Raw genomic sequence first — 24,005 nt, 5'->3', positions numbered from 1 at the left:
TCGCAGGCCCGCTCCCAGTCCGCCTTGGACATGGCGGGGTGGTCGACCGTGACGTGGTCCAGGTCGTATTTGTTGAGGTCCGCATCCATCGCGACGCCCTTCATGTAGAGCGTCTTGTGATCTCCGAGCCCGGCAGCGGCGTCAGGAAGAAGAACTCCAGCATGTCGATCGGCAGCTCACGCTTGATGATCTCGATGTCGCGGACGATCGATTCCGGTGTGTCGTTGGGAAAGCCCAGAATGTAGCCGCCGACGGTCATGATCCTGGCCTTCTTCCAGGCCAGCATCATCTCGCGATAGTCGGTGATCTTGTTCTGCCGCTTCTTGGCGCCGAGCAGACTGTCCGGGTTGATGTTTTCGAGGCCGATRAAGCATCGCCGGACGCCGGCCTTGGCGCATTTCTCGATGAAGTTCGGTAGCTTGTGGCAAAGCGTGTCGACCTGGATCGTGAAGCGRAGGTCCCAGCCCTCCTTCTCGCGCAGCGCGATGATGCGGTCGAGCAGGCTTTCCCAATCCTTGTTGCGCGCAAAATTGTCGTCGGTGAGGAAGAAGGCGAAGACGCCCTGGGCGACGTTGGCGCGGATCACGGCCTCGATGTCGTCGGCGCTGCGGCGTCGCGACTTGCGGCCCTGCACGTTGATGATGGTGCAGAACGAGCACTGGAACGGGCAGCCACGCCCGGCGTCGAAGCTCGTGGTGTGGCCGATAACCCGCCGGATCTGCTGGCGGGGAATGATCGGCAATGGCTGGCTCTCCAGGTGCGGCAGATCGTCGATGTAGTTGTAGAGAGGCTGCAATCGYYCGGCGGCCGCGTCCTGCAACAGCTCCTCCAGCCGTCCCTCGGCCTCGCCTGCGAAGACCGACACACCGAGGTCCATCATCTCCTGAACGCCGGGATCGCGCTCCGGCAGCATCGAGAGGGTGCCGGACACATGGAAGCCGCCGATCGCAACGTGGATTCCGAGCTTGCGAAACCGTCTCGCCAGATCAAGCGATCGGGGAAACTGRTTSGACTGGACTCCGACCAGCATCACCATRCCGGAATCCGCGGCCTTGATTGCGCGCGCCAGATCCGCGACACGCACCTTCCAGTTGGTCTCATCGATGGCGTCGATCTCGATGTCGAAATCGGGCCCGAGAACCTGGCGTTCACGACAATCGAGCGCGATGCCGTAAAGGCAGGCCAATGAGTTCGAAGGCAGGCCGCCGCGCCACCATCGAATGACGTAGCCATCGTCGTCGTAATGTGACGGCTTGATCAGAACAAGCCGGAAACTCCTGCTCTTGCTCATAAGCAAGGGGTAGCTCGATGTCGGTCATAGGCCAACTGCTTTCCGCGAGGTCCTCGCAAAAAACGACGAACTGTGGCACGAACAACATCCTATCCGAGTACCTCGGCTAACCGCACACGGCGCAATCGCATGTTCGGCACAAATTGGGGTGCGCAGTCGCCAGCTAGTCATGCGCCAGACGTCCGTTCCGGGTCAAACTCGACAAAACTCAGAGTGAGCATAATGCGTCCGCTTTCGGGCACATCGCGGCCATCCCGTCGGCTGGCGCCCATTGAGCCTGACTGCCGAGCCATGATTCAAATCCCCTAACGAAGGGGGCCGAATCATGCGCTACGAACTCTCCGACGAGGAATGGACTGCCATCAGGCCGATGCTGCCCAACAAGCCGCGCGGCGTACCGCGGGTGAATGACCGTCGCGTCCTCAATGGCATCTTCTGGGTGCTACGATCCGGGGCGCCATGGCGCGATCTACCAGACGCCTTCGGCCCGTATACCACTTGCTACAATCGCTTCGTTCGTTGGCGACGAGCAGGTGTGTGGGCGGCGATTATGAAGGCCTTGGCAGCCGCTCACGATGCCGCTGTGCAAATGATCGACACGTCGATTGTCCGCGTGCATCAACATGGAGCCTGCATCGACCGGAATAAAAGACAATGCATGGGGCGATCACGGGGCGGGTTGACCAGTAAGATTCATGCGGTCGTGGATACAAACGGCCTACCGGTCCGAGTTGCGCTGACGCCTGGGGAAGCCCACGACAATCGGCTTGCTGGAAAACTCTTGTCTCGCATGAAGCCTGGATCGATGCTGCTGGCGGACCGTGGCTACGACGCCGATTGGATTAGAGAACTTGCGATCAAGAAAGGAGCATGGGCCAACATCCCGCCGAAAAGCAATCGCAGCGAACCGATCTGCTTCAGTCCCTACCTGTATCGCGCTCGCAATCGAGTTGAGCGGTTCTTCAACAGGATCAAGCAATGTCGTCGGGTAGCGACGCGCTACGACAAACTTGCCGCCAATTACCTTGCCTTCGTGCAACTCGCGTCAATCAGGCTATGGCTCGGCGCTAATGAGTCCACGTCCTAGCGAGGACCCGAGCTCCGAAGTATCGCTTCGGCTGCTCACGTCTCAATCGGCTTCGGAGCTGATGTCGCGATTGGACTGCACCCCACGCCTGGGTACGCTCATTGTTACGCGCGAAGCACTCGATCGAACCCGCACGATTCATCCTCCGTTGCAGGCGAACTCGAGAGGCGCGCCCTGCGCAACTCGTCGGTGTCTTTGATCGCATCGCGTATCGGTGGCATGATGATGCGCGCTGAAGCCCGTGGAAGCCGAAATTGTAAGCCAAGGTTGTCGTTGCAATGCGGACCAGGCTCCAACTTCGCGACGTGACCAAGCCCCTGGGCCAAGCGGCGGTGGGCGCGTTGACGATCGGAATACTGCGTGCCGCTCGCCATTTCGATCCAACCAAGACCGCCAACTTATTCGCTCGGATCACTCGCTCAATCGGGCCCATGATGCGGGAGCAAAAGATCGGTCGAGCCAATCTAACCGCCGCATTTCCGGAAAAATCGCCTGCAGAGATCGAGACCATTCTCGCAGGCGTCTGGGACAATCTCGGTCGAGTCGGCGCCGAATTCGCGCATCTTGATCACATCTGGAACTATGATCCCGCACGGCCCAAAGCTAGCTGCATCGAAATCGACAGGCGCTCATATGAATTGTTTACGCAGCTGCGGCTCGACGGCAAACCGGCGCTGATCTTTGCGAGTCATCTCGCTAACTGGGAACTTCCGGCCCTGGCAGCCGTCGCGCACGGGTCGGATACTGCGATCCTGTATCGCCGACCCAACATCGCGTCCGCCGACCGCATCATCCAGGATATGCGCGCCGTGAAAATGGGCACGCTCATTCCCGCGGGTCGTGATGCGCCCCTAAGACTTGCCGAGGCCCTTAAAAGTGGCCAGCACGTTGGAATGCTGGTCGACCAGTATCTGACCAACGGCGTCGAGGTTACTTTCTTCGGCCGCAAGACCAGGGCCAATCCGATGCTTGCGCGACTGCTGCGGCAGATTGAGTGCCCGATTCATGGTGTGCGCGTCATCCGTCTGCCCGGACAGCGCTTTCGTGGCGAACTGTCTGAAGAAGTGAAGCCGGTCCGCGATGCCGCCGGACAAATTGACATTCAGGGAACGATGCAGGCGGTCACATCGGTCATCGAGGGCTGGATCCGCGAATATCCCGATCAGTGGCTGTGGCTACACCGTCGCTGGAGGTAGCACTTGACTGACTGCGGTAGCCCTTAGTGGAGGTACATGGTCCAGCTCGGCAATGCGGCGGTCAATCTCGCCGATCACGCGTTCCGAGAACGGCCCGAGGTGCATGTACAACGCCATCAGCATCACGATGTACCGTAGCGCGCCCGGATTGGTCTCCGCGACTTCGACGAAGGTCTTCCAGAACGGCTCGCGAACCTTCGGCAGGGCCCGCATGATCTTGTGTACGCTGTCGATGCCGCCAAGCCTCTTGCGCACGTCGCCATCCGGCAGGTCGCGGCGTCGGTCGGACCGGTCGAGCATGGCGGCGAGACGCGACAGCCGTCCTGCATATGCTGCCGGACTGTAGACGTGCCCGAGCACAGCCTTGTAATCGGCAAGGATGTCACGAAGCGGACGCTTAGTATCGAAATTGCATCCGAGCGTGCACTGATCGCCCGTCTGCTCGACATTCATGAGGTCATGGCCCTGGTGCAAGCGGCCTTCCGCGGCCAACCGCCGTGTAAGCTGTGTCCCAGGCAGCGCATAAAGCAGTCCAACGATGGAGACTGGAATGCTCGCCTCCTCGATGAGGTCGGCCATCGCCTGTCCTATCGAGGCCTTTTCGCTATCGAACCCGACGATGAAGCCAGCGGTGACGAACATGCCGTAGCCGTAAATCTTGTGAATGCACTCGGCGATGTTGCGCCTGGTGTTCTGCTTCTTCTTCATCTGCACGAGCGTCTCGGGATCCGGGCTCTCGATGCCGACGAAGATCGCGAAGAAGTTCGCATCCTTCATTGCCTGCAACAACTCGCTGTCGTCCGCGATGTTGATCGAGGCTTCGGTTGAGAACTCGAATGGATAGTCGTGCTCCTCCAGCCAGGCTTTGAGCCGCGGCATCAGGGTGCGGAGGTTCTTCTTGTTGCCGATGAAATTGTCGTCGACGAAATCGACATGCCCGCGATAACCGTGATCGTAGAGCGCCTGCAACTCTGCGAGAATCTGATCGTTGGTCTTGGTACGCGGCACGCGACCATATAGCTCGATAATATCGCAGAACTCGCAAGTGAACGGGCAGCCACGCGAATACTGCAAGCCGATGTATAGATAGTGATCGAAGTTGAGCAGATCGTAGCGAGGCATGGGGCTCAGCGTGACATCTATCGTGAATTTCTCGGCGATGAACACGCCCTTGCGTTCGCCGCTTTCCCAGGCGGCGATGAACTGCTCGATGACCTGCTCGGCCTCGCCGATCACCTGGAAGTCCGCGTCCGCGTAAAGATGCGGGCTGGAGGAGACGTCCGGCCCACCAACACATACCGGCTTGCCGCGCAGGTGGGCGAGATCGATCAGATAGATGGCATCAGGCTGCTGGTTGAGCATACCGCCGATCATCACAAGATCGGCCCAGTCGAGGTCCGCATCTGTCAACGCCTCGGTATTGCGGTTGACGAGCCGGATGTCCCAATGCTTCGGCAACATAGCGGCGACGGTGATCAGGCCGAGTGGCGCCGTTGGATACTTCGCGCCGACGAGTTCGCAGGCCTCCGCATAGTTCCAAAACGAATTCGGAACGAACTTCGGATAGATCATCAGGACGCGGCAGGGGATTGTCATGCTGTTCCAGCCCGGGCGTTGATGGCACAATGCCCCGCTGTTGATCGGGGCTCAAGGGGTCGCTTCGCTCGTCGATAAGGCGTTTGAGTGCTGGTTATGGAGGTGAGCACTGCGGTTCAGCTCGCGCACCTCGGCAGTAGTGCATTGCGAATCAATCAGGTCGGACGCGAACATCGCGGACCGTAAGGCTAGTATTAGTATCAGCAGATACGCGTTCTAATTGGATTTTTTTGGGGCACGCTTTTTCGGTCCAGTTCCGGCACCGTCCCCACGGCAGGGCCAAGCATCCCTGAATGCTTCGATCGCGACGGTGATCCCCGGTTCATTCACTCGATCCGGATTGTTATCAAGATACTGCAGAAAAACCTTCGCACTTTGCAAAGGGCTGCCTTGCGCGGGGGGGCATGCACGCACGTCAGCGGGCAGATTTGGTGAAAAGAGCATCGCGGTCTCGATCATTCCCTCACATGCGCCTGCGGACCGAGCTTCGTCCTGATTGCGAAGCGAGTTCTTGACAAGCAGCTCGCAAGACTTTTGCGCGTCGGTTCCCTTATCGACAACCGTGGCACTGGCCTTCCCGATGATCGCTAGGATAAGGCCGGCAACAATCATATGGACCCGCATCCACGTCCCCCGAATACCGGCGCGATAGCTTGCAGGCATTGAGTATGCCGCAATAGAGCGGCCGCCCGCGCCGTTCCAGGCGGCTCAGACGGCTTAGCTCAAAAAAAGCGTCTGATCCACCGCGCTCGAATAGGAGCGAAGTGAACTCACCTCTTCCATTTCCACAAAGCTAAAAGAGCCCTTGTCGACTTGACAACACGCAGCTTTACGCGCCGTGACCGCCGCAAAGGTCGGCTACACCGCGATCATGATCGCGAATCAACATCGGCGGCGACAAGCGTGCTGATGGTACAGATCTCGATCCGGCGCGGAGAGCATCTATTATCCTGCCGTGTACGCGACGTGCACTGGTCGATTGATGTCGATGCTCGGCCTCGACGCAGAACCATTGCCTAAGCGGTGATCTTCGTCTGCGACGACAAGTTCTGCGAACCTTCCTCAACTACGCCAAGGAGGACTTCACCCTCAGAACGGTTTCCAACAAGAGCTTAGCCACGACCAAGCGGAGGTGGAGCTGCCTTGCAGCGCAGCGCCACGGACGTTCCATGATCTCCCGGCCTATTCATCAACTAGGCGAGGCAGCGCACGAAGGTTGGTCGTATCGAACCGCATCCTCAAAGAACAAGCTCGCTTGAATTTCTTGAAGACCTCACACCCATCCAGACGCAAGGAAGAGTGGATGAACTCAATCCGAGGATTTTAGCCTCGACCTGGTTCAAGCTGCACCGTTTTTCGTCCCCCGTTCAGCTCTCTGAGTTTGTTGACGTATTCCTCAGGCTTTAGCAGATGAAACGGAGCGTTGAGGCCCATGAACGTCGCTATGCGGCCGATAAAGGCAGTACAGTTTGTCGTTGCTGCATTCCAGAGCGGCGAAGACTCCTGCTGGCGCTTGATATAAGCAAAGACCTTCTTGGCGTCTGCCTCAGACAAATAGACACGATAGCTGGCCGTCAGATATTGCTCGTCAAGATCACCGTAGGTCGCACCCGTCTCAGAAGGGACAAACATAATGTGTCCCAGGATATAGGGCACCTCGTCGCCGGCCGGAGCCAGACCAGCGACCTCGACCTGCTTTTCGCCCGTCTTTCCGTACCAGACGAATGCATGACCGTACGTTGCCGCCGTGCGGGCACGAAAATCAACGTAGTAGGGACCCGTGGCGGCAGCTCTTCGAGCTGGCTTTACATCGGATATCGCCGGCGTAGCAGCAGCCATGGTCGCTGCATGCTTCATCGCCGAACTGGGGAGAGCGTCCCGTTGCTGCTGGTCGGTACGCGCCACGAGTGGTTGCGCGCTACTGATCCCGGCCCCCAAGCCTACAAAGGCCGCCAGCATGGCGGCCTTTGCAAGAAGCCCCAGACCCGGATATTTCCGAATCACTCCCGCCATCTTCGAATCCTCTTGGATCCAAGATCCGATGCCACAGGTAATCTGCTACCCCAAACGAACGCCGCTGGCGTACGAATGAATAGGCAGATCAACCCTTGGTCACCAACGGAGCCGGGGCAGCGACCGGGTATTTGCCCACGGGGCTCTTACCCACGGGATATTTGCCGATCGGAGCTTTGCCAACCGGCGCCGCGACGGCAACCGGCTGAGGCCGTGGCAGGTCCGCAGCAGCTGCGGTTCCCACGAAAGCCAAAGAAGCGATTCCAAGGACAACGAATTTCAACATCGGTTCTCACCATTGTTCGGAACGATTGGATTCACCTGACACGCATAGGAATAACCCGACACTCGCCACGGCACCAACGAATAGACCGGGGAGTCCGCGGTTCCGACCGCTTTTTCTGCCGCATGTTGCGGAAATGGCACGCAAATTGAGGCATCTGGTTCCAAATCAGTCTCGTGGGTACCACAGGTCGAGACGTGCCGGGACCTACCTCAGAGTATCCACGGGAAGACCCGACCGGTCCGCGCCATATAATCGCGATAGCTGTCGCCAAACGTCTGCAACATCATTCGCTCTTCCCTTGCGACGCGGCCAAAGAACAAGATCCCGAAGCCGGCAAGGCCCGCGAAACCGGCGATCCAATTCGGCAGCAGCAATGCCTGGGCGATGGCCCACAGCCAAAATGCCGAATACATCGGGTGTCGAACTCTCCGGTAAATCCCTTCCGTCACAAGCTCATGGTTCTCCCGCACGTCGAGACTTATCGACCAATTCCGGCCGAGTGCACGGTGTGTCAGGTGAAACACGCCCAAAGCCGCAATCGCAAAGAAAGACCCCAGCCAAGCCAACCAGGGATAAAAACTGTGATCTGCGAAACGAGGCATTCCTGTCGCTACGTAGGCGAGCGGCACAAGTCCGAGTCCCGAAAGAGATATGAGCAGGAGCGCAGTTTCCAGGGGGCCGCGAGCGCTCCGCACAACCCTCGCACGGCGGGAACGCCGCGCGTACTTATAGCGTATGAGGTACCAGCCGATCACCAACGCAACGAAGATGACTTTTGAAATGGTGGGCGTCATTTGAATCAGGCTGCCGCGCCCGGATTTCCCAGCAGTTCGCTTTCCGACACCGGCGCGCCCGCAACAAGGCCTCCGTCGTCAGCGATCATCGACACCGCGCCATCCGGGGCGAGCGTCTGGGATTTGGCTGAAATAGGTCCGCATGTGAGCATGAAGTAGTCGTACGATGTTCGCCTGTCATTTCCACTGACGAACTGGCAGTGCACGCGGAAGAAATTGAAGCGGATGCGTTGATACATGTCGTCGTTAAGCATTCGACTAATCTTCACGACCCTGACGGTCGCCTCGTTTTCTGTCGACAAGCCCATTTCGGCCATCGGCCGGCATTTGTAAAAATTCAACGCGTCCGTGAGGGCCTGATAGTCGCCCCAGAAGATCGCGCGGGAATCGGCGACGCGTTCCACCGCCCTGCGAAAGCGCACTGCCTTTGGGTGCAGGCCGATCTTGAGTATGGATGATCCAACGCTCAAGAATGTGACGGGAATCTTTTTCCGACCGAGCGCAGGGTCCCGCTTCAAGGCGCGATCAAGTAGATCAACCGCTAGTACGGCGCCAAGGCTGTGCCCTACGACCACAATTTCGTCTGCGGCAGAGTTGCTCGCCGCAACCACGAGCTCGGCGGCCAACCTGTCCAGCCTCTGCTCTATCTCCGAATTACCGAATCGAATGTACTCGCAAGAGAAAATCCAATCGTCGAACAAGTCGCCCAGGTGCAGCCAGCGCCACGGACCCGCCAACACGGCTGCGAGCCCGAAGAGGCCGCCACCGGTAGCAATGGGAATTGATCCAGTGATCTTGAATGCAGCCACGCCAATCAAAAGGGCGGCAGCGATGAGCAATCCGAACGTAACGAATGGATAGAGAAAGAAAAGTGCGTAGCGCCAATTGGTCTGCAAGTAACGCCAAAGAGTGCCGGTCAGAACGAAATCCAGAAACGCAAGAATGCCGACGGAAATGCGTGAGCCGATGCTTCGCCCCCCGAACACTTCAATTACATCGTGCCATCGGACCAGACGGTAATCGGTTTCGACGAGCCAATCGGGGCCGATTGTCGTCACGTTCCATTGTATCTGGTCGGCGGAATCATGCGAACCGTCGACGGTCGCTTTCACTGACCAAGTACGTTGGAACCTCGCAATTTCGCGCACAAAGCGTCGTTGCGCGCTGGCATGCGACGTGATTGGATCATAGCCGCCGATATGGAATACCAACCGTTTCGCTACAGGCTTGCCGGACATTGCCTTATTCCCGGACTCATACGTGCTGCTCGCTCCCCACGCGTCAATCGACCTGCAATCAAAAACAGACGTTTGAAGCCAAGGGTTGTCAAGAGAGAATCGACCAGTTATTGGGGAACATGGGTCGATTTGTTCTACCATGCGTAAGCCGAACCGCTCGAACAATAGCGTCGATCGGTGCTGCTGTGATTGTCGGTTTGTCCAGCACAGCGCCCTCTCAAGCGCAGGACGGGGCATCATCTGGCGAGAGATGCCTTGCTGCAAATTTGGATGTTTCGCTGGGCGCACAATTGCCCCGCACGGCGGCGCGTTTGAGATCTGGTGAGCCGCTAAAGATTGTCGCGATCGGATCATCGTCGACGGTGGGGCTCTGGGTACTTCGGTCCGCGGCCACATATCCGCAGGTGATGCGCCGAGAACTCTCGAGGCTTAGATCCAATGCAACGATCGAGGTCATCAACAGCGGTCGAGTCGGCGATACGATTCCGAACAACATCGCGCGGTTCGAGCGTGACGTTTTCGCGCACACGCCTGATCTCGTTATCTGGCAATTAGGTACTAATGACGTCGCCTGGGGTGGCCGGCCGGACCAAGGGCTCAAAAGAAGCGTTGTTGAAGGGGTAAGGGCACTTAAGGCGGGGTCTGCCGATGTCGTGCTGATGGATCTGCAATATGCGCCACAGGTGCTCGCTTCCGCTAGCTACTCAACGATGGAGGGCATCATCGCCGATGCCGCGAAGCAGGAACGGGTCGGCCTATTCTCTCGTTTTGCGCTGATGCGTAACTCGATCAATGCCGGAGTTGCGCAAAGCGAGCTTGTAACGTGGGACGGATTGCACAACACCGCCGATGGTTATGATTGCATTGGACGAGCCCTTGCCCGAGCCATCTCAACGAGCGCGCGTTGAGAGGCCCTAGCTCAGGCGAATCGAAGGCTGCGGGCTCGCAAGAGTTTGGGCACCGGCCGTGACAGCGATGCCGAGCGTGCAGATGCCCACCAACGCGAACAAAGACCAATTATCGTCGACAATCACCGCATCTCTCGCAGCGGTGACAGCAATTCGCGCCGACGCTGTCAGGAGGTGCGCTCATGCACCATTATGCCAGCCAACTTGTTGACCTGTTACTGGTGCTTGTCGCCACGTGGATGGTGCCGGCCACCATCTTTATTATCTACGCCTATTTCGCTCGTCTTAAGAATCCGGTCAGCGAATCGATCTTTGGACGTGTGGTGATCATATCCTTGTTCATCATAACCACGTCGATCTGGCTCCCGATAATTCTGACCGCCATAGTCCTATCACTGATCGGTCATTTGTGGTTCCGCTTCAGGGGACAACTACGCAAATAGCTACATATTGCTAGAGCCGAAAAAGATGGAGTCGAATTAGAGCGGCCCCTCAGAAAACTAAAAAAGGGAAGCGAAGCAATGCCCGCATTTCTCCCTGCTCTGACGATAGCTGCTGTCAATTTTATAACAATCGCCACGGCTGCAGAATGGCGACCGCAGTTTCTCTCAGCGTGCCGAAACGGTTGCGCGCAGCAAGGCGGTTTTTCGACGGACGCTTGCTTGCAGATTTGCATCTGCATGGCGTCAGAGTTGGAAGCGAAGTTTAGTATCGAGACTCTCGGCTCCATTGATCCCCCGAGTGCTGAGCAACTACACCAAACTAACGAAATCAGAATGCTTTGCGTCCGGCGAGTACTAGGACGTTAGAGCTGTTGCCATTGGCACGGTGGTCATCAGCTTGACCCTGACGTAGCTCTCCGTCTTTCCATAGCCGCAAACTTGGCTGCCCCGGCCGTTCGAGGACAATATCGCGCCGACGGCGCATCCGAGTTCTCCCTTGCGAGACCATCTCAGCCCTGAGCTCGAAAATGGCCTTTGCGCCTGGTGGATGCGATCGCAAACGGACATGGCGATCCTTCCATTCTCGACCCCGATCGACTGCCTTGGATGCCGAACGAAAGAGGATATCCCAAGAGCTGCAGAACGAACCGCGGTGGAAATAGCCGGCCGCCCAAATGCCTTACTCGGCGAAGCCGCCTACCTACGTTCCCCCAGACGGCATTTCGAGTTTACGGTTTCCCTGGCCTAGCTCCTGCGGGGGGCACTCTCTCCCTTCGTGAGAAAGGCTGATCGGGAACAGTTCAATAAGATCAATGCATCGCGGCGGTGCATGGCAAAACAGATTTTTTCCGGCCGCCGCGAGATAGGAAACAGGTGGTGATGCGCGGGATGACGAAGGGAGGATCGAGCAGCGGATTATTTAGTCGCCGGGATCCCTAACGCTCGCGACACGCCTTAGTGGGATTATTTCGCACATTGACCGAGGCGACACCGCGAGAGTTGAAATAAAAAGTGAATAGAAGAGCGGGGATATTCCTCAAAGCTGACTTGATCTCTCCCTTCGCTGGCTTTGCGCAACTAATTGATGAGTAAGTAGTGATGACTGATCAGCAATTAGCCTTGGAAGCGATTAGCGACGCGCAACTTATATTGGAAGAATTCCTTCGGCCCCATCCCAAGGATCATGCGCGTATCCTTGAAGAGTTGGTGGAAGTTCTCGAGCGGCCTGCTTTGATCGTTGCTGTAAGTCGATTGCAGCAACACGGCAATTGAGCGCGCCCATGAGCAAACCGCTTCAAGCGTTTTCTTTAACCGTCGGCATTGTTGCGCTCTCATCGCTCGAAATGACCAGCCTGCATGCCAAGCAACAATGCAGCGCCGCAATGCCGCCAAATCCGCAAGGGCAATGGTGGTCCTACCGTATCATCGACGGACGAAAATGCTGGTACGCGGGCAAACCCATGCTGTCGAAAGCATTGCTGGAATGGCCTACAGAGCAGCGTCCCCAACCCGGTTCTCGCGGAGAAGCTACAGGTATCCTCATTGCTAACAAGCCCGGCAATCCTTTGGATGCACAAGCGTTGGCACTGAAAGAGGGCGCTGACACGTTTGAAGAACGATGGCGTGCTAGGATCTCCATCTCCAACACTGGACACGACTGAACAATACTAATGACTTAGCGATCCTGCATCTCGCCTATCGTTGGCGAGGACTTTCGCGCCTGTTCCAGGCCGTGTGCTTCGTTACTCCAGCAATTCCGCGCACTGCGTTCCTCTAGAACAACGCGCCTCCGCAACTCGTGCGCAGCAGCCGTCAAACGAGTCCCTGCAATCAACCGATTGCCGAAGGGCTATTCAACACGCTGGCCCACACGCCAGCCCATTTCCCAGAAGTCCGCCTCAAGCCGAGTGGCTTCCTTGAAGATGGCAATCAGTTCTGCCTCGCGAGCCGGCGTGGCGTAGAGATCGGCGAGATGCTCCAAATGCGCACGCGCATTCGCCGCGACCTCCTGGTATGGCACGCCAGCGTACTCGTCGATCCAAATCCGATAGGAGTTCGTCCTAGCGTCCGCATCGGGTCGCGAGGCGAGCCGCGTTGCGATCTCCGCGTACCCGATCACGCAGGGGGCAAGTGCCACCTTGAGTGCCAGCAGATCGCCGCGCATTCCGGCATCGAGCACGTAGCGTGTGTAGGCCAGCATCTCGACCGCCGGAGGAGTTTGTTCAAGGTCACTCGGGGATAGCCCCCAACCGGCACACAGCTTCACATGAAGGCTCATTTCGACATCAAGGATGGCCGACAGGCCGGCCGCAGCTTCACGCATGTCGGCAAGCTTGGGCGACTTGTAGACCGAGAGTGCATAGGCGCGCGCAAACTCGATGAGGAACAGATAGTCCTGAGCAAGGTAGTGACGAAATGCGGCTTCAGGGAGCGAGCCATCTGCCAATCCGTTTGTGAAGGGATGCTCGGTGTAGGCCCGCCACTCAGCAGATGCTTCTGTCTTTAGACGCTCGAAGAAACTCACGATCCATTCCCGCCTGGCTTGCTTTCCTATGAACTTTTTACTCACGACCTATCAACGCGAACCAAGACGCTGACTTGGCAGACCGCAGCGACTAGCGGGTAGGATGCGAATGGAATTCGCTTGCCGTCGGTCGCCGGGAATGACTGGCGTTATCACACTATCACCAACAGAACGAAATGCGCGGGAAAATCAACGGGGGCGGCCATTGTCCCGCCGCTCATGGCGATCTAGTTGCAGATTCGAGTCTTGCCGGGCCCACCAATCACGTCAGTATCTTACTTGATCTTCGTTTCCCTCAGCGCGACTACCGTACCAGATACGTGCACTTTTCGTTCAAGTTCGCACATCGCAAATCAGCTTGATGGCGCTAGACCGACTTGGATGATGGCGAATGTAGTCGTCGCCCACTCATCGGTTAGAGATGCTCCGACAGAGCCGCCGATTAAGAGACGGATGATTTGCTAGGAAAATCTACGCCTATTCCGATGCTGCCATGGCGTCACTCCTTCAAGCCGCTGGAGGCCACGCCACGTACGAAATTTCGACGCATCAGCGAGAAGAACAGTGCGCTCGGAACCAGCGCCAGCGCCGCGGCCGCGCTGAGGCGACCGATGTCCACGGTGAAGCCGGTCTGAAACAAGGCGAGCCCAACCTCGAGCGTATAGGTTTCCTTGTTGGTCATGACGACGAGCGGCCACGCGAAGGCAGTCCAGGCCTGAAAGAACGCCAGCACGGCAAGAGCGCCCAACGGGCCGCGCATCAGCGGCAGCACGATCCGCAGGAAGATCCAGAGCTCCCCCGCGCCATCCACCCGGGCAGCCTCCAGCAGCTCGTCAGGGATCGACGTCATCACATATTGCCGCACCAGGAAGATGCCGAAACTCATGATGAGATAGCCGACCAGGAGCCCGGGCCAGGTGTTCAACAGGCCGGCGGACTGGACGTTGAGATAGAGCGGGATCATGTAGACTTCGAAGGGAACGACCGCCGTCGCGATGATCACGCCGAAGATGACCGGGATCCCCGGTAGATCGAACTTGCCGAGCACATAACCTGCGATCGCCGATGTGGAGACGATGCTCGCGGTCGAGAGTGTCGCGAAGATCAGCGAGTTGCCGATCCAGCGAAACAGCGGCGTTTCGCGCAGGACGCTGACGATGTTCTCCAGCGTCGGCTGGTGCGGGATGACGGTCGGCGGCCACGCCAGCAGCTCCGGCGGCGTCTTGAACGCGTTGCTGATCAGGAAGACCAGCGGCAGGAGCATCATCAGGCTGACGACGCCAAGAACGGCGTCGATCACGAGGCCGACGGCACCGTTCTGACCAACGACGGACGGATGCTCGCGTTCGTGCTCGCTCATGCGCGACTCCTGTCGCGGAACAGCCTGAACTGCGCGCTGGTCAAAATGAGGACGATGACGAGCAGTACGACGGCTTCGGCAGCAGCGTAGCCGACCCGGTAGTTACGAAAGCTGTTTTCAAGCATGTCGAGGACGAGGACTCGGACGAGACGCCCCGGCGCACCCTGGACATCCGATGCCAGCACGAAGGCCTGCGCATAGATGTTGTAGGACGAGATCAGCGTGATGACCGACACGTACAGCATGACAGGCTTTAGCAGCGGCACGGCGATGTGACGGAAGGCCTGAAACGACGAGGCGCCGTCGAGGCGCGCGGCCTCGTAGAGCGCCTCCGGGACGTTCTTCAGTCCGACCAGGAAGATCAAGACGGCATAGCCGATCGCCTGCCAGGAGCAGAGAACGATCAGGCACACCAGCGACAGGACAGGGTCGAACAGCCACGACTGGGCCGGAATCCCGACAAGGCCGATCAGGGCGTTGAGCGGTCCGAGCCGGGCGTCGAAAATCCATTTCCAGGCCATCGCGGCCGGAACCAGCGAGACGACGTGCGGCAGGAAGACCGAGGCCTCATAGACGCCGCTGCGCCGCAGCCCCTGCCGGGTGTTGATCAAGGCGGCGAGCGCAAGCGCGACGGGGATGGTGATCGCTACGACGCTAAAGGCGATGATGGTGGTGTTGAAGATCGCTTCGAGAAACAGCGGGTCGCTCGCCAGCTCGACGAAGTTGGCGAAACCGACGAACGGCTTGCGCCGCGAGATGATATTCCACTGGAAGAGGCTGAGCCGCAGCGTCTCGATGATCGGATAGACGCGGATACAGCCATAGAGGCCTAGGACCGGAAGCAACGCCAGAACTGGAAACAGCCATTTCGGCGTGGTGCGCATATATCCTCCGGCAAGCGCCGGTCAGCCGCCGGCGCCTGGATTGAGTGGGTCCTTGTCGATGGAGTCTAGGGTTTGGCCAGCAGGTCTTCCCGGGCCAGGATCTTGTCGCTCTCCTCAGCCGCGGCCTTCAGGAAAGCATCGATCGCGGCGTCGTTGCCGGCCAGCGATTTGTCGGTGAACGCCTTCTCCAGCCGCGCCGCGAGCCGGGTGAGGATTTCGCTGGCAGGGCTGATCGCCGGGACCGTGAAGAAGACGTGGCCGGGCGGCGTGTTGACGAAGGCGTCGAGCTGCGGGATTTTCTTGAGCACGGCGGAGTAGTCGAGGCCTTTGCGGTTCGGGACCCAGGCCGTGTTCTCGAGCAGCCAGAGCAGATTTTCCGGCTCGTTGGCCTTTTGCACGAAATCCCAGGCGATCTGGCTCTTGGGTCCCTTGTTCGGCACGTAGAGATCGACCGGGACCATCAGCGTGCCCTTGGGCAGTGGAGCCGTGGCGTATTTGAGATTGGGCGCCTTCTTGGCGACGTCGCCGATCACCCAGGATTCCCGGATGAACATCGCGGTCTGGCCGAGCTCGAAGGCCTCCGCATCCGCCTTCATCTCGGGCGTCACGGTACGGTAGACCACGACGTTGTCGAGATACTGCTTGAGTGCGGCGCGGCCGGCTGCGTTCGCATAGGCGGCGCGCCATTTTCCGCCCTTCTCCTCGAGCAGCGTCCCGCCGTGATTATAGAGAATGGTCCAGTACTTCTCCGCGATGCCCGAGCCGCCGCCGCTGAGACGCAAGCTCCATCCGCTCACCGTCGGCACGCCGGAGGCATCGCGCTGCGCGAGCTTCTGCGCATAAGCGGTGTAGTCGGCCATGGTCTTGGGCGGACCGTCGAGGCCGGCCCTGGCGAACATCTCGGTGTTGTAGAACAGCGCGCCCTGCCCCTGGAATAACGGCACACCGAAGATCTTGCCCTCGTACATGGCGGTCTTCACGCGCGTCATGTCGTAATTGGCTTTGACGAAATCGACGATCGACGCCGGCGGCTCCGGGATGAGGCCGGCCTCGAGATACCGTGCCGCCTCGACCTCCATCTCGATGACGTCCCCGGCCGCGCCCGATGGAAGCGACAGTGCCAGCCGCTTCTCGTGCTCGCGTAGCGCAATGGACTCAACGCTGATTTCGAGATCCGGGTATTTGCTCTTCAGCTGGTCGCCGACGCGCTTGTAGAACGGAGCCAGATCAGGCCACCCGCTCCAGATGGTCAGCTTCTCCGCCGAAGCAGGAGACGCAAACGCCGGCACGGCGACAGCGAGCGCCAGCGACAGCGCGGCCGACATCCATGACCGACGCCCCGAATTCGCCGGGCGAATGTTGTCCTCGGGACGCGTGATGTAGCCGAACCTGCCGACGGGTCTCATCATGAGGGTCATTCTCGCAATACGGAATGGGACAAATCCTGCGAAAAAGCTCGCATGCAACCGGTTGCGTGTCAATTGCGATCCGTTGCCGCTTTCGAAGGCCCTTGATGAAATCGTCAGCGGCCTCGCCGCTTCAAAGGGGCCGGACCGGTCGAGGCGCGAATGACGAGATGGGAATTCAGCTTGTGGCGAATCTCGCCCGACACGCCGCCATTCATCTGGCTGAGCAACAGGCCGACCGCGACATCGCCGGCGTCGGCGCAGCGCGCCGACACGGTGGTGAGCGGCGGATAGGTTGTTTCGCCGAGGACGTCGTCACAGCCGACGACACTGAACGATTTGGGCACCTCGACACCGAGCGCAGCTAACCCTGCCATCAGGCCTTGAGCGACAAGGTCGTCGAACGCGATCGCCGCGGTGACGCCGCTGGCGACGATCTGGGTGGCCGCCAGCCGGCCGGTGTCGTAGGAGGGTGGACGCGCGGGCACGGCGATCACCTTGAGCCCGCGCTTCTCCGCCTCGCGCCGGACGGCATTGCGCCGTTGCTGGTTCGACCACGACGTCGTGGGGCCGCTGACATAGGCGATGTGCCGGTGCCCCAGCTCGGCCAGATGTGCGATCGCAGCCGCCACACCCGGCGCGGTGTCGATCAGGACCCGCGTAATGCCTTCGATATCGCGATTGATGAGCACCAGCGGCCGGCGCGTCGCATGACGGCGGATATGCTCCTCGTCCAGGCGCGACGAGGCGAGGACCAGCCCCTCCACCTGGCCGATGAAGCGGCCGACCAGCAACTCCTCACGCACGGGATCCTCGTCCGAATTGCCGAGGAAGACGCACAGCCCGGCCTGGTCGGCGCGCAGTTGCGCCGCCCTGATCAGCGGTGGAAAGAACGGGTTCGCGACATCCGAGACGATGAGCGCGACGTTGCCGTGGCGTCCGGTCGAAAGCGCACGCGCGACCTGGTTCGGCACATAACCGAGCTTGCCCGCGACTTCCTTGACGCGCCGGACGGTCTCCTCGGTCAGCATCTCCGGCCGCGAGAAGGCGCGCGATACGGTGGCACGCGAAACCCCGGAGGCCTTCGCGACCTGACTGATCGTCGGCACGACCGATGGACGTCCCTCCCCGCCGCTATCGGAATCGCGTTTCACCGCAGGCCGCCTCCTCTGCATCGCCTTCACCTAGACATGCCCCGGCCGGGCCCGGGGCGCAAGCTTGACATGCAACCGGTTGCATCACATTCTCTCCGCTCGAGGGTAAAGTGCAGGCCCGGCAGACCATGGATGAGCATGACGGCTTCGGTGACTCCCTCAATCGCGACGTTTAAGACGCGGGATGCGATGGGCCGGGCGGCCGCCGCGGACGTCGCTGCGGCGCTCCGCGACCACCTCGGACGGCAGAGCAACGTGCGGATGATCTTCGCGGCGGCACCGAGCCAGGCGGAGATGCTGGATGCCCTTGCTCGCGAGCGCGATATCGACTGGCGGCGCGTCACAGCCTTCCACATGGACGAATATCTCGGACTTCCCGCGGATGCGCCGGAGCGCTTCGGGGCTTGGCTGACGCGTCACTTGTTCTCGCGCATCGCTTTCGGCGCGGTTCACCTGATCGGGCAGGAGCCGGATCCGGAGCGGGAAGCAGCACGCTATGCGGCCCTTCTCGGCGAAGCCCCGATCGACATCATCTGCCTGGGAATCGGCGTGAACGGTCACCTCGCCTTCAATGACCCGCCGGTCGCCGATCTGCACGACACCAAGTCGGTCAAGATCGTCGAGCTCGACGCAGTGTGCCGGCAGCAGCAGGTTGACGATGAGTGCTTCCCGACGCTCGGAGATGTTCCGGCACATGCAATCACGCTGACGATTCCCCGGCTCCTGGATGCCGACCGGCTGTTTTGCGTCGTGCCCGGCGCGTCCAAACGCGCCGCCGTCGAACGATCGCTATATGGTCCGATCGGGACCGAGTGCCCGGCGAGCGCGCTCCGCACGCACCCACGTTGCGCGCTGTATCTCGACCAGGATTCCACGCCGCCGCAGCTCTCACTGACACCGGTACGCGCATGACAGATCCGGCAACGCGCGTTTCGGGCCGCGATCCGGAGACCGGACAGAATCGCACCATCGTCATTCAGGACGGCCGGATCACGGACATCGTTCCCGGCGGTGACGATGACGGGCTGTGGCTGTCGCTCGGCCTGTTCGATCTGCAATTGAACGGCTTTGCAGGCTACGATCTCAATGGCCGCCCTGATCTCCGGACGGTCCGCGATCTCGTCACGGCCGTCCACAACAGCGGGGTGTCGCGTTTTGCCCCTACGCTCATCACGGCATCGCATAATGCGATCATCGATGCATTGCGCGCCATAGCGCAGGCGCGTGATAGCGATCCGTTTCTCAAGCACGCAATGCCCTTCGTGCATGTTGAAGGCCCGCACATCGCGCCAGAAGATGGTCCGCGCGGTGCGCATCCGGCCGAACATGTCAGGCCGCCGAGCCTCGGCGAGTTCGATGCGTGGCAGGCGGCCTGCGGAAACCTCGTCGGCCTCGTGACGTTGTCGCCGCATTGGCCGGAAACGGACGCCTATGTGCGCGGCCTTCATGCGCGCGGCGTCCGTGTTGCCCTCGGCCATACAAACGCCGCACCGGATCAGATCTCCGCCGCCGTCGCGGCGGGCGCAATGTTGTCGACGCATCTTGGCAATGGCATCGCCGCCACGCTGCCACGACATCCCAACCCGATCTGGTCGCAACTGGCGGAGGACAGGCTATGGGCGAGCTTCATCGCCGATGGCCATCACCTTCCCCCCGAGACCTTCAAGTCCATGCTGCGCGCAAAGGGGCTGGAGCGAGCGATCCTGGTGTCCGATGCCGCCGCGCTCGCGGGTTGCACACCCGGAGTCTACGACGCGCCGATCGGCGGCAAGGTCGAGTTGAAGGCGAACGGCCGGCTGGAAGTCGTCGGCACATCATTTCTGGCGGGCGCAGCCGTCAGCCTCGTGTTCGGAATAGCCACGGCAAGACGCATGGCCGGATTGACCCTGGCAGAGGCGCTGAGGCTCGCAACTGTCAATCCGCGTATCCCGTTCAACCTTCCTGCGCTGACGGTGGGAGCGCCGGCCGATCTGCTGCGCTTCCGTCTCGGCGAGGATGAATCTCTCGTGCCCGAGACGGTCTATGTCGCGGGCCGACCCTATCGTTGCAACTCTTGAGGACTGAGACATGAACCGGCTTCGCATCGGGTTGATCGGTCCGGGAGCGATCGGCGAAACACACGCGCGGGCAATACGGGCGCTCGACGAGACCGTCTTGTCCGCGATCGCCGGCGGCACGCCTGAGCAGATTGCTGCGTGCATGAATGGCGAGGACGTTCCGGCATTCGCGACCACCGAGGCGATGCTGGCGAATGCCGGGATCGACGCGGTCGTGGTCTGCACCCCGAGCGGCGCGCATCATGACGTCGCGCTTGCTGCGATCGAGGCGGGGCGGCACGTGCTGGTCGAGAAGCCGCTCTGCGTCGATCCGGCCGAGGCTGCGTCCCTGGTCCGCGCCGCCGAGCGCTCGCAACTGACGTGCGGTGTGGTTTCGCAGCGCCGTCTCGAACCGCAGCACCAGGCGATCAAGGCTCTGCTCGACGCGGGTCATCTTGGACAGCCGCGCCTGATCGAGGCGGCGATCCATTGGTACCGCTCCGACGCCTACTATGCGGAGAAGCCGTGGCGCAGCGAAGCGGAGCATGGCGGCGGCTCGGTGTTCAATCAGGGTGTTCACAATCTCGACCTGATGCTCTGGCTGTTCGGAGCCGTCGATAGCGTTCAAGGCAAGACGACGACGCTCGGACACGCACACGCCGTCGAGGACACGACGGCGGCGCTGCTGTCTTTCGCATCCGGCGCGCTCGGCGTGATCGTGACGAGTACGGCGCTGCCTCCGGGACGGCCGGCCATGCTTCGATTGTTCACGGACCGCGGCAGTTGCGAGCTCGCAAACGACAGCATCGTGCGCTGGGATTTTCCCGGCATTGCGGAGCCGCCAAGTGCGGCCGGGGTTGGCAGTGCCGCCAGCGATCCCAAGGCCATCGGGATCGGCGGACATATCGCCCAATGGCGCGACTTCGTTCGCGCCGTCCGGGAGCAACGGCCGCCTGCGAGCACGTTCAGGGATGGATTCGAAGCTGCGAGACTGGTTGACGCCATCTATCGCTCAGCTGCCGAAGGTCGCGCCGTCAGCCCCAATGAGATCGCAGCGGAGGCCATTCATGCCAGCTAGCTCCGAGATGCTCGACATCGCCATCATCGGCGCAGCCCACCCGCATGTCGAATACGTGCTGTCAGAGATCGCTGTCAGAACCGACGTCAGGGTCGTGGCCGTCGCCGATCATGACCCAGCGCGGCGCACCGAGCTCGAACGACGTACCAAGACGCCCGGCTACGCCGACCCGAATGCGCTTCTGGATGCGCATCGGGTTCGGGCCGCAGCAGTCTTCACCGAATTCGGTCTTCGCGCGCCAATCGTCGTCGAACTTTTACGCCGCGGCATCTTCGCGATCGCCGACAAGCCCATGGCTGTGACCCTGGCCCAGCTTGCGCTTATCGAGGAGACGCTCGCCGGGCGCAATTTGCTCACTCTTCTGCTCGAGAAGCGGTTTTATCCGGTCACGCTCGCACTCCGATCCGTGATCGACAGCGGCCAACTTGGAGACATTGTATCCATCACTGCAACCGGGCCGCACAAGCTGGTCCCAAGCCGACGTCCAGCGTGGATGTTCGAACCATCAACTTATGGCGGCATCCTCGCTGACCTCACGGTCCACGATATTGATCTGGCCCTTTGGTTGACGGGATACACCAGCGGCACAATCAGCGGCTGGATTTCGTCGACCCCGGCTGCCGGCACGACGAACTTTCCCGCGCTGGGGCGTGCTATTCTCGCCTGCGATGGCGGACCGGAATTCGCGATCGAAGTTGACTGGATCCAGCCCGAAGCATCGCCACGGCACGGCGACTATGCCATGCGGATCTCCGGGACAAAGGGTCGTGCTGACGTTCTGTTCGCGGAAAATCGACTGCTCGTCGAGACGGCGACGAGACCCCGGCGCGAAATCGACCTGCCGGTGGGCGCCTCGCCCGCCAGCTTCGTCTTTGATCATCTCGCCCGCGGCGAGACCTTGCAGATTGCGGCAAACGAGGCCCTGCGCGCCACGCGTATCGCAATACTTGCTCAGGAGAGTGCGGCCAACGGCGGAAAACCCATGCGATGGAGTTAACCAATGGCAAGCTGCTGCTCGCAGTGTTCGATGAGACTGGCGGAGACCTTATTCCCGGAGCTGATGGCCGAGCTCGACGAAATCAAGCAGACGACCGTGTGCGGCCTGGTCTTTCGACGCGACCATTCGCACCGGCGGTCACCTACCCCGCTGCCCTGGATCACAGCCAAGCAGGATCTTCGCTACCTACGCGGGGTCGTGAAGAAGATCGTCCGTGCAGCCGATCTCCGTGAAGAGCTGTCCTTCACATCATTCCGCCACGGCGGCTTTACCGAGGGAGCCGACAGCGATCTGATGGACGCTGAGCTCAGAGCCGCCGGCCGCCATCGCTCGTCGCGGCAGTTGCCGACCTATGCAAAGCGCACACGGAAACAGCTAATTTCCGGCACGAAGAAACGGCGAGAAGAAAGAACAAAGACAGCCGGTTTGTCGGAATAGCCACGGCGCGTCTGTCGGAATGACGACCGTAACAAACCCCTAAGCTATTGAAAAGCTTGGTGGGCGCACCAGGGCTCGAACCTGGGACCCGCTGATTAAGAGTCAGCTGCGGTTTCAATGACTTGCCGGTCGCATCCCAGGCTTATGCGGCTGAAAATGGGCGTCCGTCGGACGATCATAATCCGTCATTGCGCTGCCGGTCAGCCAAGTGTGCCGAGCTCGACGTTGTATCGTCGAATTCGGGAGATCAACGTCGTGCTTTCGAGCCTCGGGCCGCTGGAAGGAAATGCCCGGATGCTCCTGGAGCGGGTCTGCCCAAGTCCGGACCTTGACAGCACCGCTGTCGCTCCAGCGAAAATCGCGGCATTTCCAACGGGAGAACGCGTTGTCGCTGATCGCTAGCGAGGCGGCGACTCGCATTGAAAGCTCCGTCAAGGATTGACGAGCTTCCTGCGAACGGCGTAGCGGACGAGCTCGGCCGTCGATGACATTCTGAGCTTGCGCATCGCTGACGCGCGGTGGGTCTCGACGGTCTTTACGCTCAGCTTCAGGATGACGCCGATCGACTTGTTGGTGTGTCCCTCTGCAATAAGCTGGACAACGCCCTGCTCGCGCGCGGTGAGCAGCATGTCGGACGTATTTTGCTTGCCGGCCTGGTATTCGTGGAGCAACTTCTCCAACAGAACGCCCGTGAAGTAAGGTCTGCCATCGAGCAAGGCCTCGATCGCAAAGATCAGGTGCCTACTGGCGTCCGATTTGAACAGGAAGCCGCGAACGCCAGCCAGGATGGCTTCAGTCAGCAATTCCTCATTCTCGTGCATCGTCAGGATCAATACTTCGGTGCGCAGGTGCATCGACTTGAGGCGGCGGCTGACCTCAAGTCCGTTCATCAGCGGCATCGAATAGTCGGCTATCACGACGTCCGGACGCGTCTCCACCGCCACGGCCACAGCCTGCTCGCCGTTGGTCGCCTCTCCGCTGACGATCCAGTCTGAGCGGGTCTCAACGATCGCTCGGAGCCCGGAACGTACGACTTCATGATCATCCGCAATCACGATGCGTTTCACGGCGTCGTTCCCGTATGCGGGCCCAGAACCTGTCGGGCAATGGATGGAGATTTCCAGCAGTCAAGTGTGCCAATCTACCGATTATCCTTCAATGGGTTATCCTGCAAAACCCTGATATCTCCGGGCGGATGTACCAAACATCGGCGTTTCCAATCAGACATCGACGGGTCTTGCCCGCGCGCAGCCCAAATCGGACCGCTACACGATCA

General features: G+C 60.1%; 23 protein-coding genes and 1 pseudogene. 11 read left to right on the top strand and 13 right to left on the bottom strand.

Going from position 1 to position 24,005, the window contains the following annotated elements:
• Positions 1 to 1,291: pseudogene (locus AC1DW2_RS32050) on the bottom strand (B12-binding domain-containing radical SAM protein); the annotation flags it as partial.
• Positions 1,292 to 1,616: 325 nt separating this feature from the next.
• Here AC1DW2_RS32050 and AC1DW2_RS32045 point away from each other — a divergent pair.
• On the top strand, positions 1,617 to 2,378 hold the full coding sequence (locus tag AC1DW2_RS32045) for an IS5 family transposase (protein WP_063981801.1): 762 nt from the start codon (positions 1,617 to 1,619) through the stop codon (positions 2,376 to 2,378).
• A 278-nt stretch (positions 2,379 to 2,656) separates the two neighbouring features.
• On the top strand, positions 2,657 to 3,574 hold the full coding sequence (locus AC1DW2_RS32040; protein ID WP_063981800.1) for a lipid A biosynthesis lauroyl acyltransferase: 918 nt from the start codon (positions 2,657 to 2,659) through the stop codon (positions 3,572 to 3,574).
• Here AC1DW2_RS32040 and AC1DW2_RS32035 read toward each other — a convergent pair.
• The 6 genes from AC1DW2_RS32035 to AC1DW2_RS32010 all read right to left on the bottom strand — a co-directional run bounded on the left by AC1DW2_RS32035 (position 3,554) and on the right by AC1DW2_RS32010 (position 9,501).
• Positions 3,554 to 5,170 carry a B12-binding domain-containing radical SAM protein gene (locus tag AC1DW2_RS32035; protein ID WP_063981799.1) on the bottom strand — a complete coding sequence of 539 codons (1,617 nt, stop codon included), beginning with the start codon at positions 5,168 to 5,170 and terminating at the stop codon, positions 3,554 to 3,556. The two genes, AC1DW2_RS32040 and AC1DW2_RS32035, sit on opposite strands and share 21 nt — an antisense overlap.
• 216 nt (positions 5,171 to 5,386) lie before the next feature.
• Positions 5,387 to 5,794: a Rap1a/Tai family immunity protein gene (locus AC1DW2_RS32030; RefSeq protein WP_071911343.1), complete on the bottom strand. Its 408-nt coding sequence runs from the start codon at positions 5,792 to 5,794 to the stop codon at positions 5,387 to 5,389.
• 699 nt (positions 5,795 to 6,493) lie between these two features.
• Positions 6,494 to 7,183 (bottom strand): hypothetical protein, encoded by a 690-nt coding sequence (locus AC1DW2_RS32025; protein WP_063981798.1) that lies wholly within the window; start codon positions 7,181 to 7,183, stop codon positions 6,494 to 6,496.
• Between the two features lie 88 nt (positions 7,184 to 7,271).
• On the bottom strand, positions 7,272 to 7,469 hold the full coding sequence (locus AC1DW2_RS32020; protein ID WP_071911340.1) for a hypothetical protein: 198 nt from the start codon (positions 7,467 to 7,469) through the stop codon (positions 7,272 to 7,274).
• A 209-nt stretch (positions 7,470 to 7,678) separates the two neighbouring features.
• Positions 7,679 to 8,263 (bottom strand): protein-S-isoprenylcysteine O-methyltransferase, encoded by a 585-nt coding sequence (locus AC1DW2_RS32015; RefSeq protein WP_063981797.1) that lies wholly within the window; start codon positions 8,261 to 8,263, stop codon positions 7,679 to 7,681.
• 5 nt (positions 8,264 to 8,268) lie between these two features.
• Complete coding sequence (locus AC1DW2_RS32010; protein ID WP_144030621.1) at positions 8,269 to 9,501, bottom strand: hypothetical protein; 1,233 nt, start codon at positions 9,499 to 9,501, stop codon at positions 8,269 to 8,271.
• A gap of 266 nt (positions 9,502 to 9,767) precedes the next feature.
• On the opposite strand from AC1DW2_RS32010, the gene AC1DW2_RS32005 reads away from it, so the two are divergent.
• The 4 genes from AC1DW2_RS32005 (at position 9,768) to AC1DW2_RS31990 (ending at position 12,513) form a co-directional block, all read left to right on the top strand.
• The gene (locus tag AC1DW2_RS32005; protein ID WP_231142840.1) at positions 9,768 to 10,409 is read left to right on the top strand and encodes an SGNH/GDSL hydrolase family protein; all 642 of its coding nucleotides are present in this window, start codon (positions 9,768 to 9,770) and stop codon (positions 10,407 to 10,409) included.
• A 182-nt stretch (positions 10,410 to 10,591) separates the two neighbouring features.
• Positions 10,592 to 10,852 carry a hypothetical protein gene (locus tag AC1DW2_RS32000; RefSeq protein WP_085399018.1) on the top strand — a complete coding sequence of 87 codons (261 nt, stop codon included), beginning with the start codon at positions 10,592 to 10,594 and terminating at the stop codon, positions 10,850 to 10,852.
• Between the two features lie 1,098 nt (positions 10,853 to 11,950).
• Entirely contained in the window at positions 11,951 to 12,124 is a 174-nt protein-coding gene (locus tag AC1DW2_RS31995) for a hypothetical protein (protein ID WP_166343440.1), read from the top strand.
• A gap of 8 nt (positions 12,125 to 12,132) precedes the next feature.
• Positions 12,133 to 12,513 carry a hypothetical protein gene (locus AC1DW2_RS31990; RefSeq protein WP_231142841.1) on the top strand — a complete coding sequence of 127 codons (381 nt, stop codon included), beginning with the start codon at positions 12,133 to 12,135 and terminating at the stop codon, positions 12,511 to 12,513.
• A 188-nt stretch (positions 12,514 to 12,701) separates the two neighbouring features.
• Here the strand turns inward: AC1DW2_RS31990 and tenA are convergent, their stop codons facing one another.
• From tenA to AC1DW2_RS31965, 5 genes are all read right to left on the bottom strand, one after another.
• Positions 12,702 to 13,376, bottom strand: a complete 675-nt coding sequence (gene tenA, locus AC1DW2_RS31985) for a thiaminase II (RefSeq protein ID WP_063986180.1) — start codon at positions 13,374 to 13,376, stop codon at positions 12,702 to 12,704.
• Positions 13,377 to 13,875: 499 nt separating this feature from the next.
• Positions 13,876 to 14,736: a carbohydrate ABC transporter permease gene (locus AC1DW2_RS31980; RefSeq protein WP_063981793.1), complete on the bottom strand. Its 861-nt coding sequence runs from the start codon at positions 14,734 to 14,736 to the stop codon at positions 13,876 to 13,878.
• Positions 14,733 to 15,620, bottom strand: a complete 888-nt coding sequence (locus AC1DW2_RS31975) for a carbohydrate ABC transporter permease (protein WP_063981792.1) — start codon at positions 15,618 to 15,620, stop codon at positions 14,733 to 14,735. The genes AC1DW2_RS31980 and AC1DW2_RS31975 overlap by 4 nt, the downstream gene beginning before the upstream one ends.
• A 65-nt stretch (positions 15,621 to 15,685) precedes the next feature.
• Positions 15,686 to 17,029 carry an ABC transporter substrate-binding protein gene (locus tag AC1DW2_RS31970; protein WP_063986179.1) on the bottom strand — a complete coding sequence of 448 codons (1,344 nt, stop codon included), beginning with the start codon at positions 17,027 to 17,029 and terminating at the stop codon, positions 15,686 to 15,688.
• 113 nt (positions 17,030 to 17,142) lie between these two features.
• Positions 17,143 to 18,180 (bottom strand): LacI family DNA-binding transcriptional regulator, encoded by a 1,038-nt coding sequence (locus AC1DW2_RS31965; RefSeq protein WP_063981791.1) that lies wholly within the window; start codon positions 18,178 to 18,180, stop codon positions 17,143 to 17,145.
• 132 nt (positions 18,181 to 18,312) lie between these two features.
• Here AC1DW2_RS31965 and AC1DW2_RS31960 point away from each other — a divergent pair, with 132 nt between their 5' ends.
• Genes AC1DW2_RS31960 through AC1DW2_RS31940 form a run of 5 tightly spaced genes read left to right on the top strand, consistent with a single transcriptional unit; the run spans position 18,313 to position 22,729 of the window.
• A complete protein-coding gene (locus AC1DW2_RS31960; protein WP_231142847.1) occupies positions 18,313 to 19,092 on the top strand; it encodes a glucosamine-6-phosphate deaminase in 780 nt (259 codons plus the stop codon).
• Positions 19,089 to 20,237, top strand: a complete 1,149-nt coding sequence (locus AC1DW2_RS31955) for an N-acetylglucosamine-6-phosphate deacetylase (protein ID WP_063981789.1) — start codon at positions 19,089 to 19,091, stop codon at positions 20,235 to 20,237. Before AC1DW2_RS31960 ends, AC1DW2_RS31955 begins: the two co-directional genes overlap by 4 nt.
• Positions 20,238 to 20,247: 10 nt before the next feature.
• Positions 20,248 to 21,294 carry a Gfo/Idh/MocA family protein gene (locus AC1DW2_RS31950; RefSeq protein ID WP_063981788.1) on the top strand — a complete coding sequence of 349 codons (1,047 nt, stop codon included), beginning with the start codon at positions 20,248 to 20,250 and terminating at the stop codon, positions 21,292 to 21,294.
• Positions 21,284 to 22,291: a Gfo/Idh/MocA family protein gene (locus AC1DW2_RS31945; protein ID WP_085399020.1), complete on the top strand. Its 1,008-nt coding sequence runs from the start codon at positions 21,284 to 21,286 to the stop codon at positions 22,289 to 22,291. Before AC1DW2_RS31950 ends, AC1DW2_RS31945 begins: the two co-directional genes overlap by 11 nt.
• Positions 22,292 to 22,321: 30 nt before the next feature.
• Complete coding sequence (locus AC1DW2_RS31940; RefSeq protein ID WP_085399021.1) at positions 22,322 to 22,729, top strand: hypothetical protein; 408 nt, start codon at positions 22,322 to 22,324, stop codon at positions 22,727 to 22,729.
• 431 nt (positions 22,730 to 23,160) lie between these two features.
• Here the strand turns inward: AC1DW2_RS31940 and AC1DW2_RS31935 are convergent, their stop codons facing one another.
• Complete coding sequence (locus tag AC1DW2_RS31935) at positions 23,161 to 23,796, bottom strand: response regulator transcription factor (protein ID WP_028152046.1); 636 nt, start codon at positions 23,794 to 23,796, stop codon at positions 23,161 to 23,163.
• Positions 23,797 to 24,005: the final 209 nt, after the last annotated feature.

This window comes from Bradyrhizobium sp. P3_C3 (genome assembly GCF_056402655.1).
This window is presented reverse-complemented; position numbering and strand designations above follow the sequence as displayed.

What these genes read in the sequence shown, in the direction of transcription:
- AC1DW2_RS31970 (WP_063986179.1), bottom strand. Translation starts at nt 17,029, where the DNA reads ATGATGAGACCCGTCGGCAGGTTCGGCTACATCACGCGTCCCGAGGAC.
- AC1DW2_RS32025 (WP_063981798.1), bottom strand. Translation starts at nt 7,183, where the DNA reads ATGGCGGGAGTGATTCGGAAATATCCGGGTCTGGGGCTTCTTGCAAAG.
- AC1DW2_RS31955 (WP_063981789.1), top strand. Translation starts at nt 19,089, where the DNA reads ATGACAGATCCGGCAACGCGCGTTTCGGGCCGCGATCCGGAGACCGGA.
- AC1DW2_RS31945 (WP_085399020.1), top strand. Translation starts at nt 21,284, where the DNA reads ATGCCAGCTAGCTCCGAGATGCTCGACATCGCCATCATCGGCGCAGCC.
- AC1DW2_RS31980 (WP_063981793.1), bottom strand. Translation starts at nt 14,736, where the DNA reads ATGAGCGAGCACGAACGCGAGCATCCGTCCGTCGTTGGTCAGAACGGT.
- AC1DW2_RS31940 (WP_085399021.1), top strand. Translation starts at nt 22,322, where the DNA reads ATGAGACTGGCGGAGACCTTATTCCCGGAGCTGATGGCCGAGCTCGAC.
- AC1DW2_RS31960 (WP_231142847.1), top strand. Translation starts at nt 18,313, where the DNA reads ATGAGCATGACGGCTTCGGTGACTCCCTCAATCGCGACGTTTAAGACG.
- AC1DW2_RS31975 (WP_063981792.1), bottom strand. Translation starts at nt 15,620, where the DNA reads ATGCGCACCACGCCGAAATGGCTGTTTCCAGTTCTGGCGTTGCTTCCG.
- AC1DW2_RS32000 (WP_085399018.1), top strand. Translation starts at nt 10,592, where the DNA reads ATGCACCATTATGCCAGCCAACTTGTTGACCTGTTACTGGTGCTTGTC.
- AC1DW2_RS32010 (WP_144030621.1), bottom strand. Translation starts at nt 9,501, where the DNA reads ATGTCCGGCAAGCCTGTAGCGAAACGGTTGGTATTCCATATCGGCGGC.
- AC1DW2_RS32035 (WP_063981799.1), bottom strand. Translation starts at nt 5,170, where the DNA reads ATGACAATCCCCTGCCGCGTCCTGATGATCTATCCGAAGTTCGTTCCG.
- AC1DW2_RS31995 (WP_166343440.1), top strand. Translation starts at nt 11,951, where the DNA reads ATGACTGATCAGCAATTAGCCTTGGAAGCGATTAGCGACGCGCAACTT.
- AC1DW2_RS31990 (WP_231142841.1), top strand. Translation starts at nt 12,133, where the DNA reads ATGAGCAAACCGCTTCAAGCGTTTTCTTTAACCGTCGGCATTGTTGCG.
- AC1DW2_RS32045 (WP_063981801.1), top strand. Translation starts at nt 1,617, where the DNA reads ATGCGCTACGAACTCTCCGACGAGGAATGGACTGCCATCAGGCCGATG.
- AC1DW2_RS32030 (WP_071911343.1), bottom strand. Translation starts at nt 5,794, where the DNA reads ATGCGGGTCCATATGATTGTTGCCGGCCTTATCCTAGCGATCATCGGG.
- AC1DW2_RS32015 (WP_063981797.1), bottom strand. Translation starts at nt 8,263, where the DNA reads ATGACGCCCACCATTTCAAAAGTCATCTTCGTTGCGTTGGTGATCGGC.
- AC1DW2_RS32020 (WP_071911340.1), bottom strand. Translation starts at nt 7,469, where the DNA reads ATGTTGAAATTCGTTGTCCTTGGAATCGCTTCTTTGGCTTTCGTGGGA.
- AC1DW2_RS32040 (WP_063981800.1), top strand. Translation starts at nt 2,657, where the DNA reads ATGCGGACCAGGCTCCAACTTCGCGACGTGACCAAGCCCCTGGGCCAA.
- AC1DW2_RS31950 (WP_063981788.1), top strand. Translation starts at nt 20,248, where the DNA reads ATGAACCGGCTTCGCATCGGGTTGATCGGTCCGGGAGCGATCGGCGAA.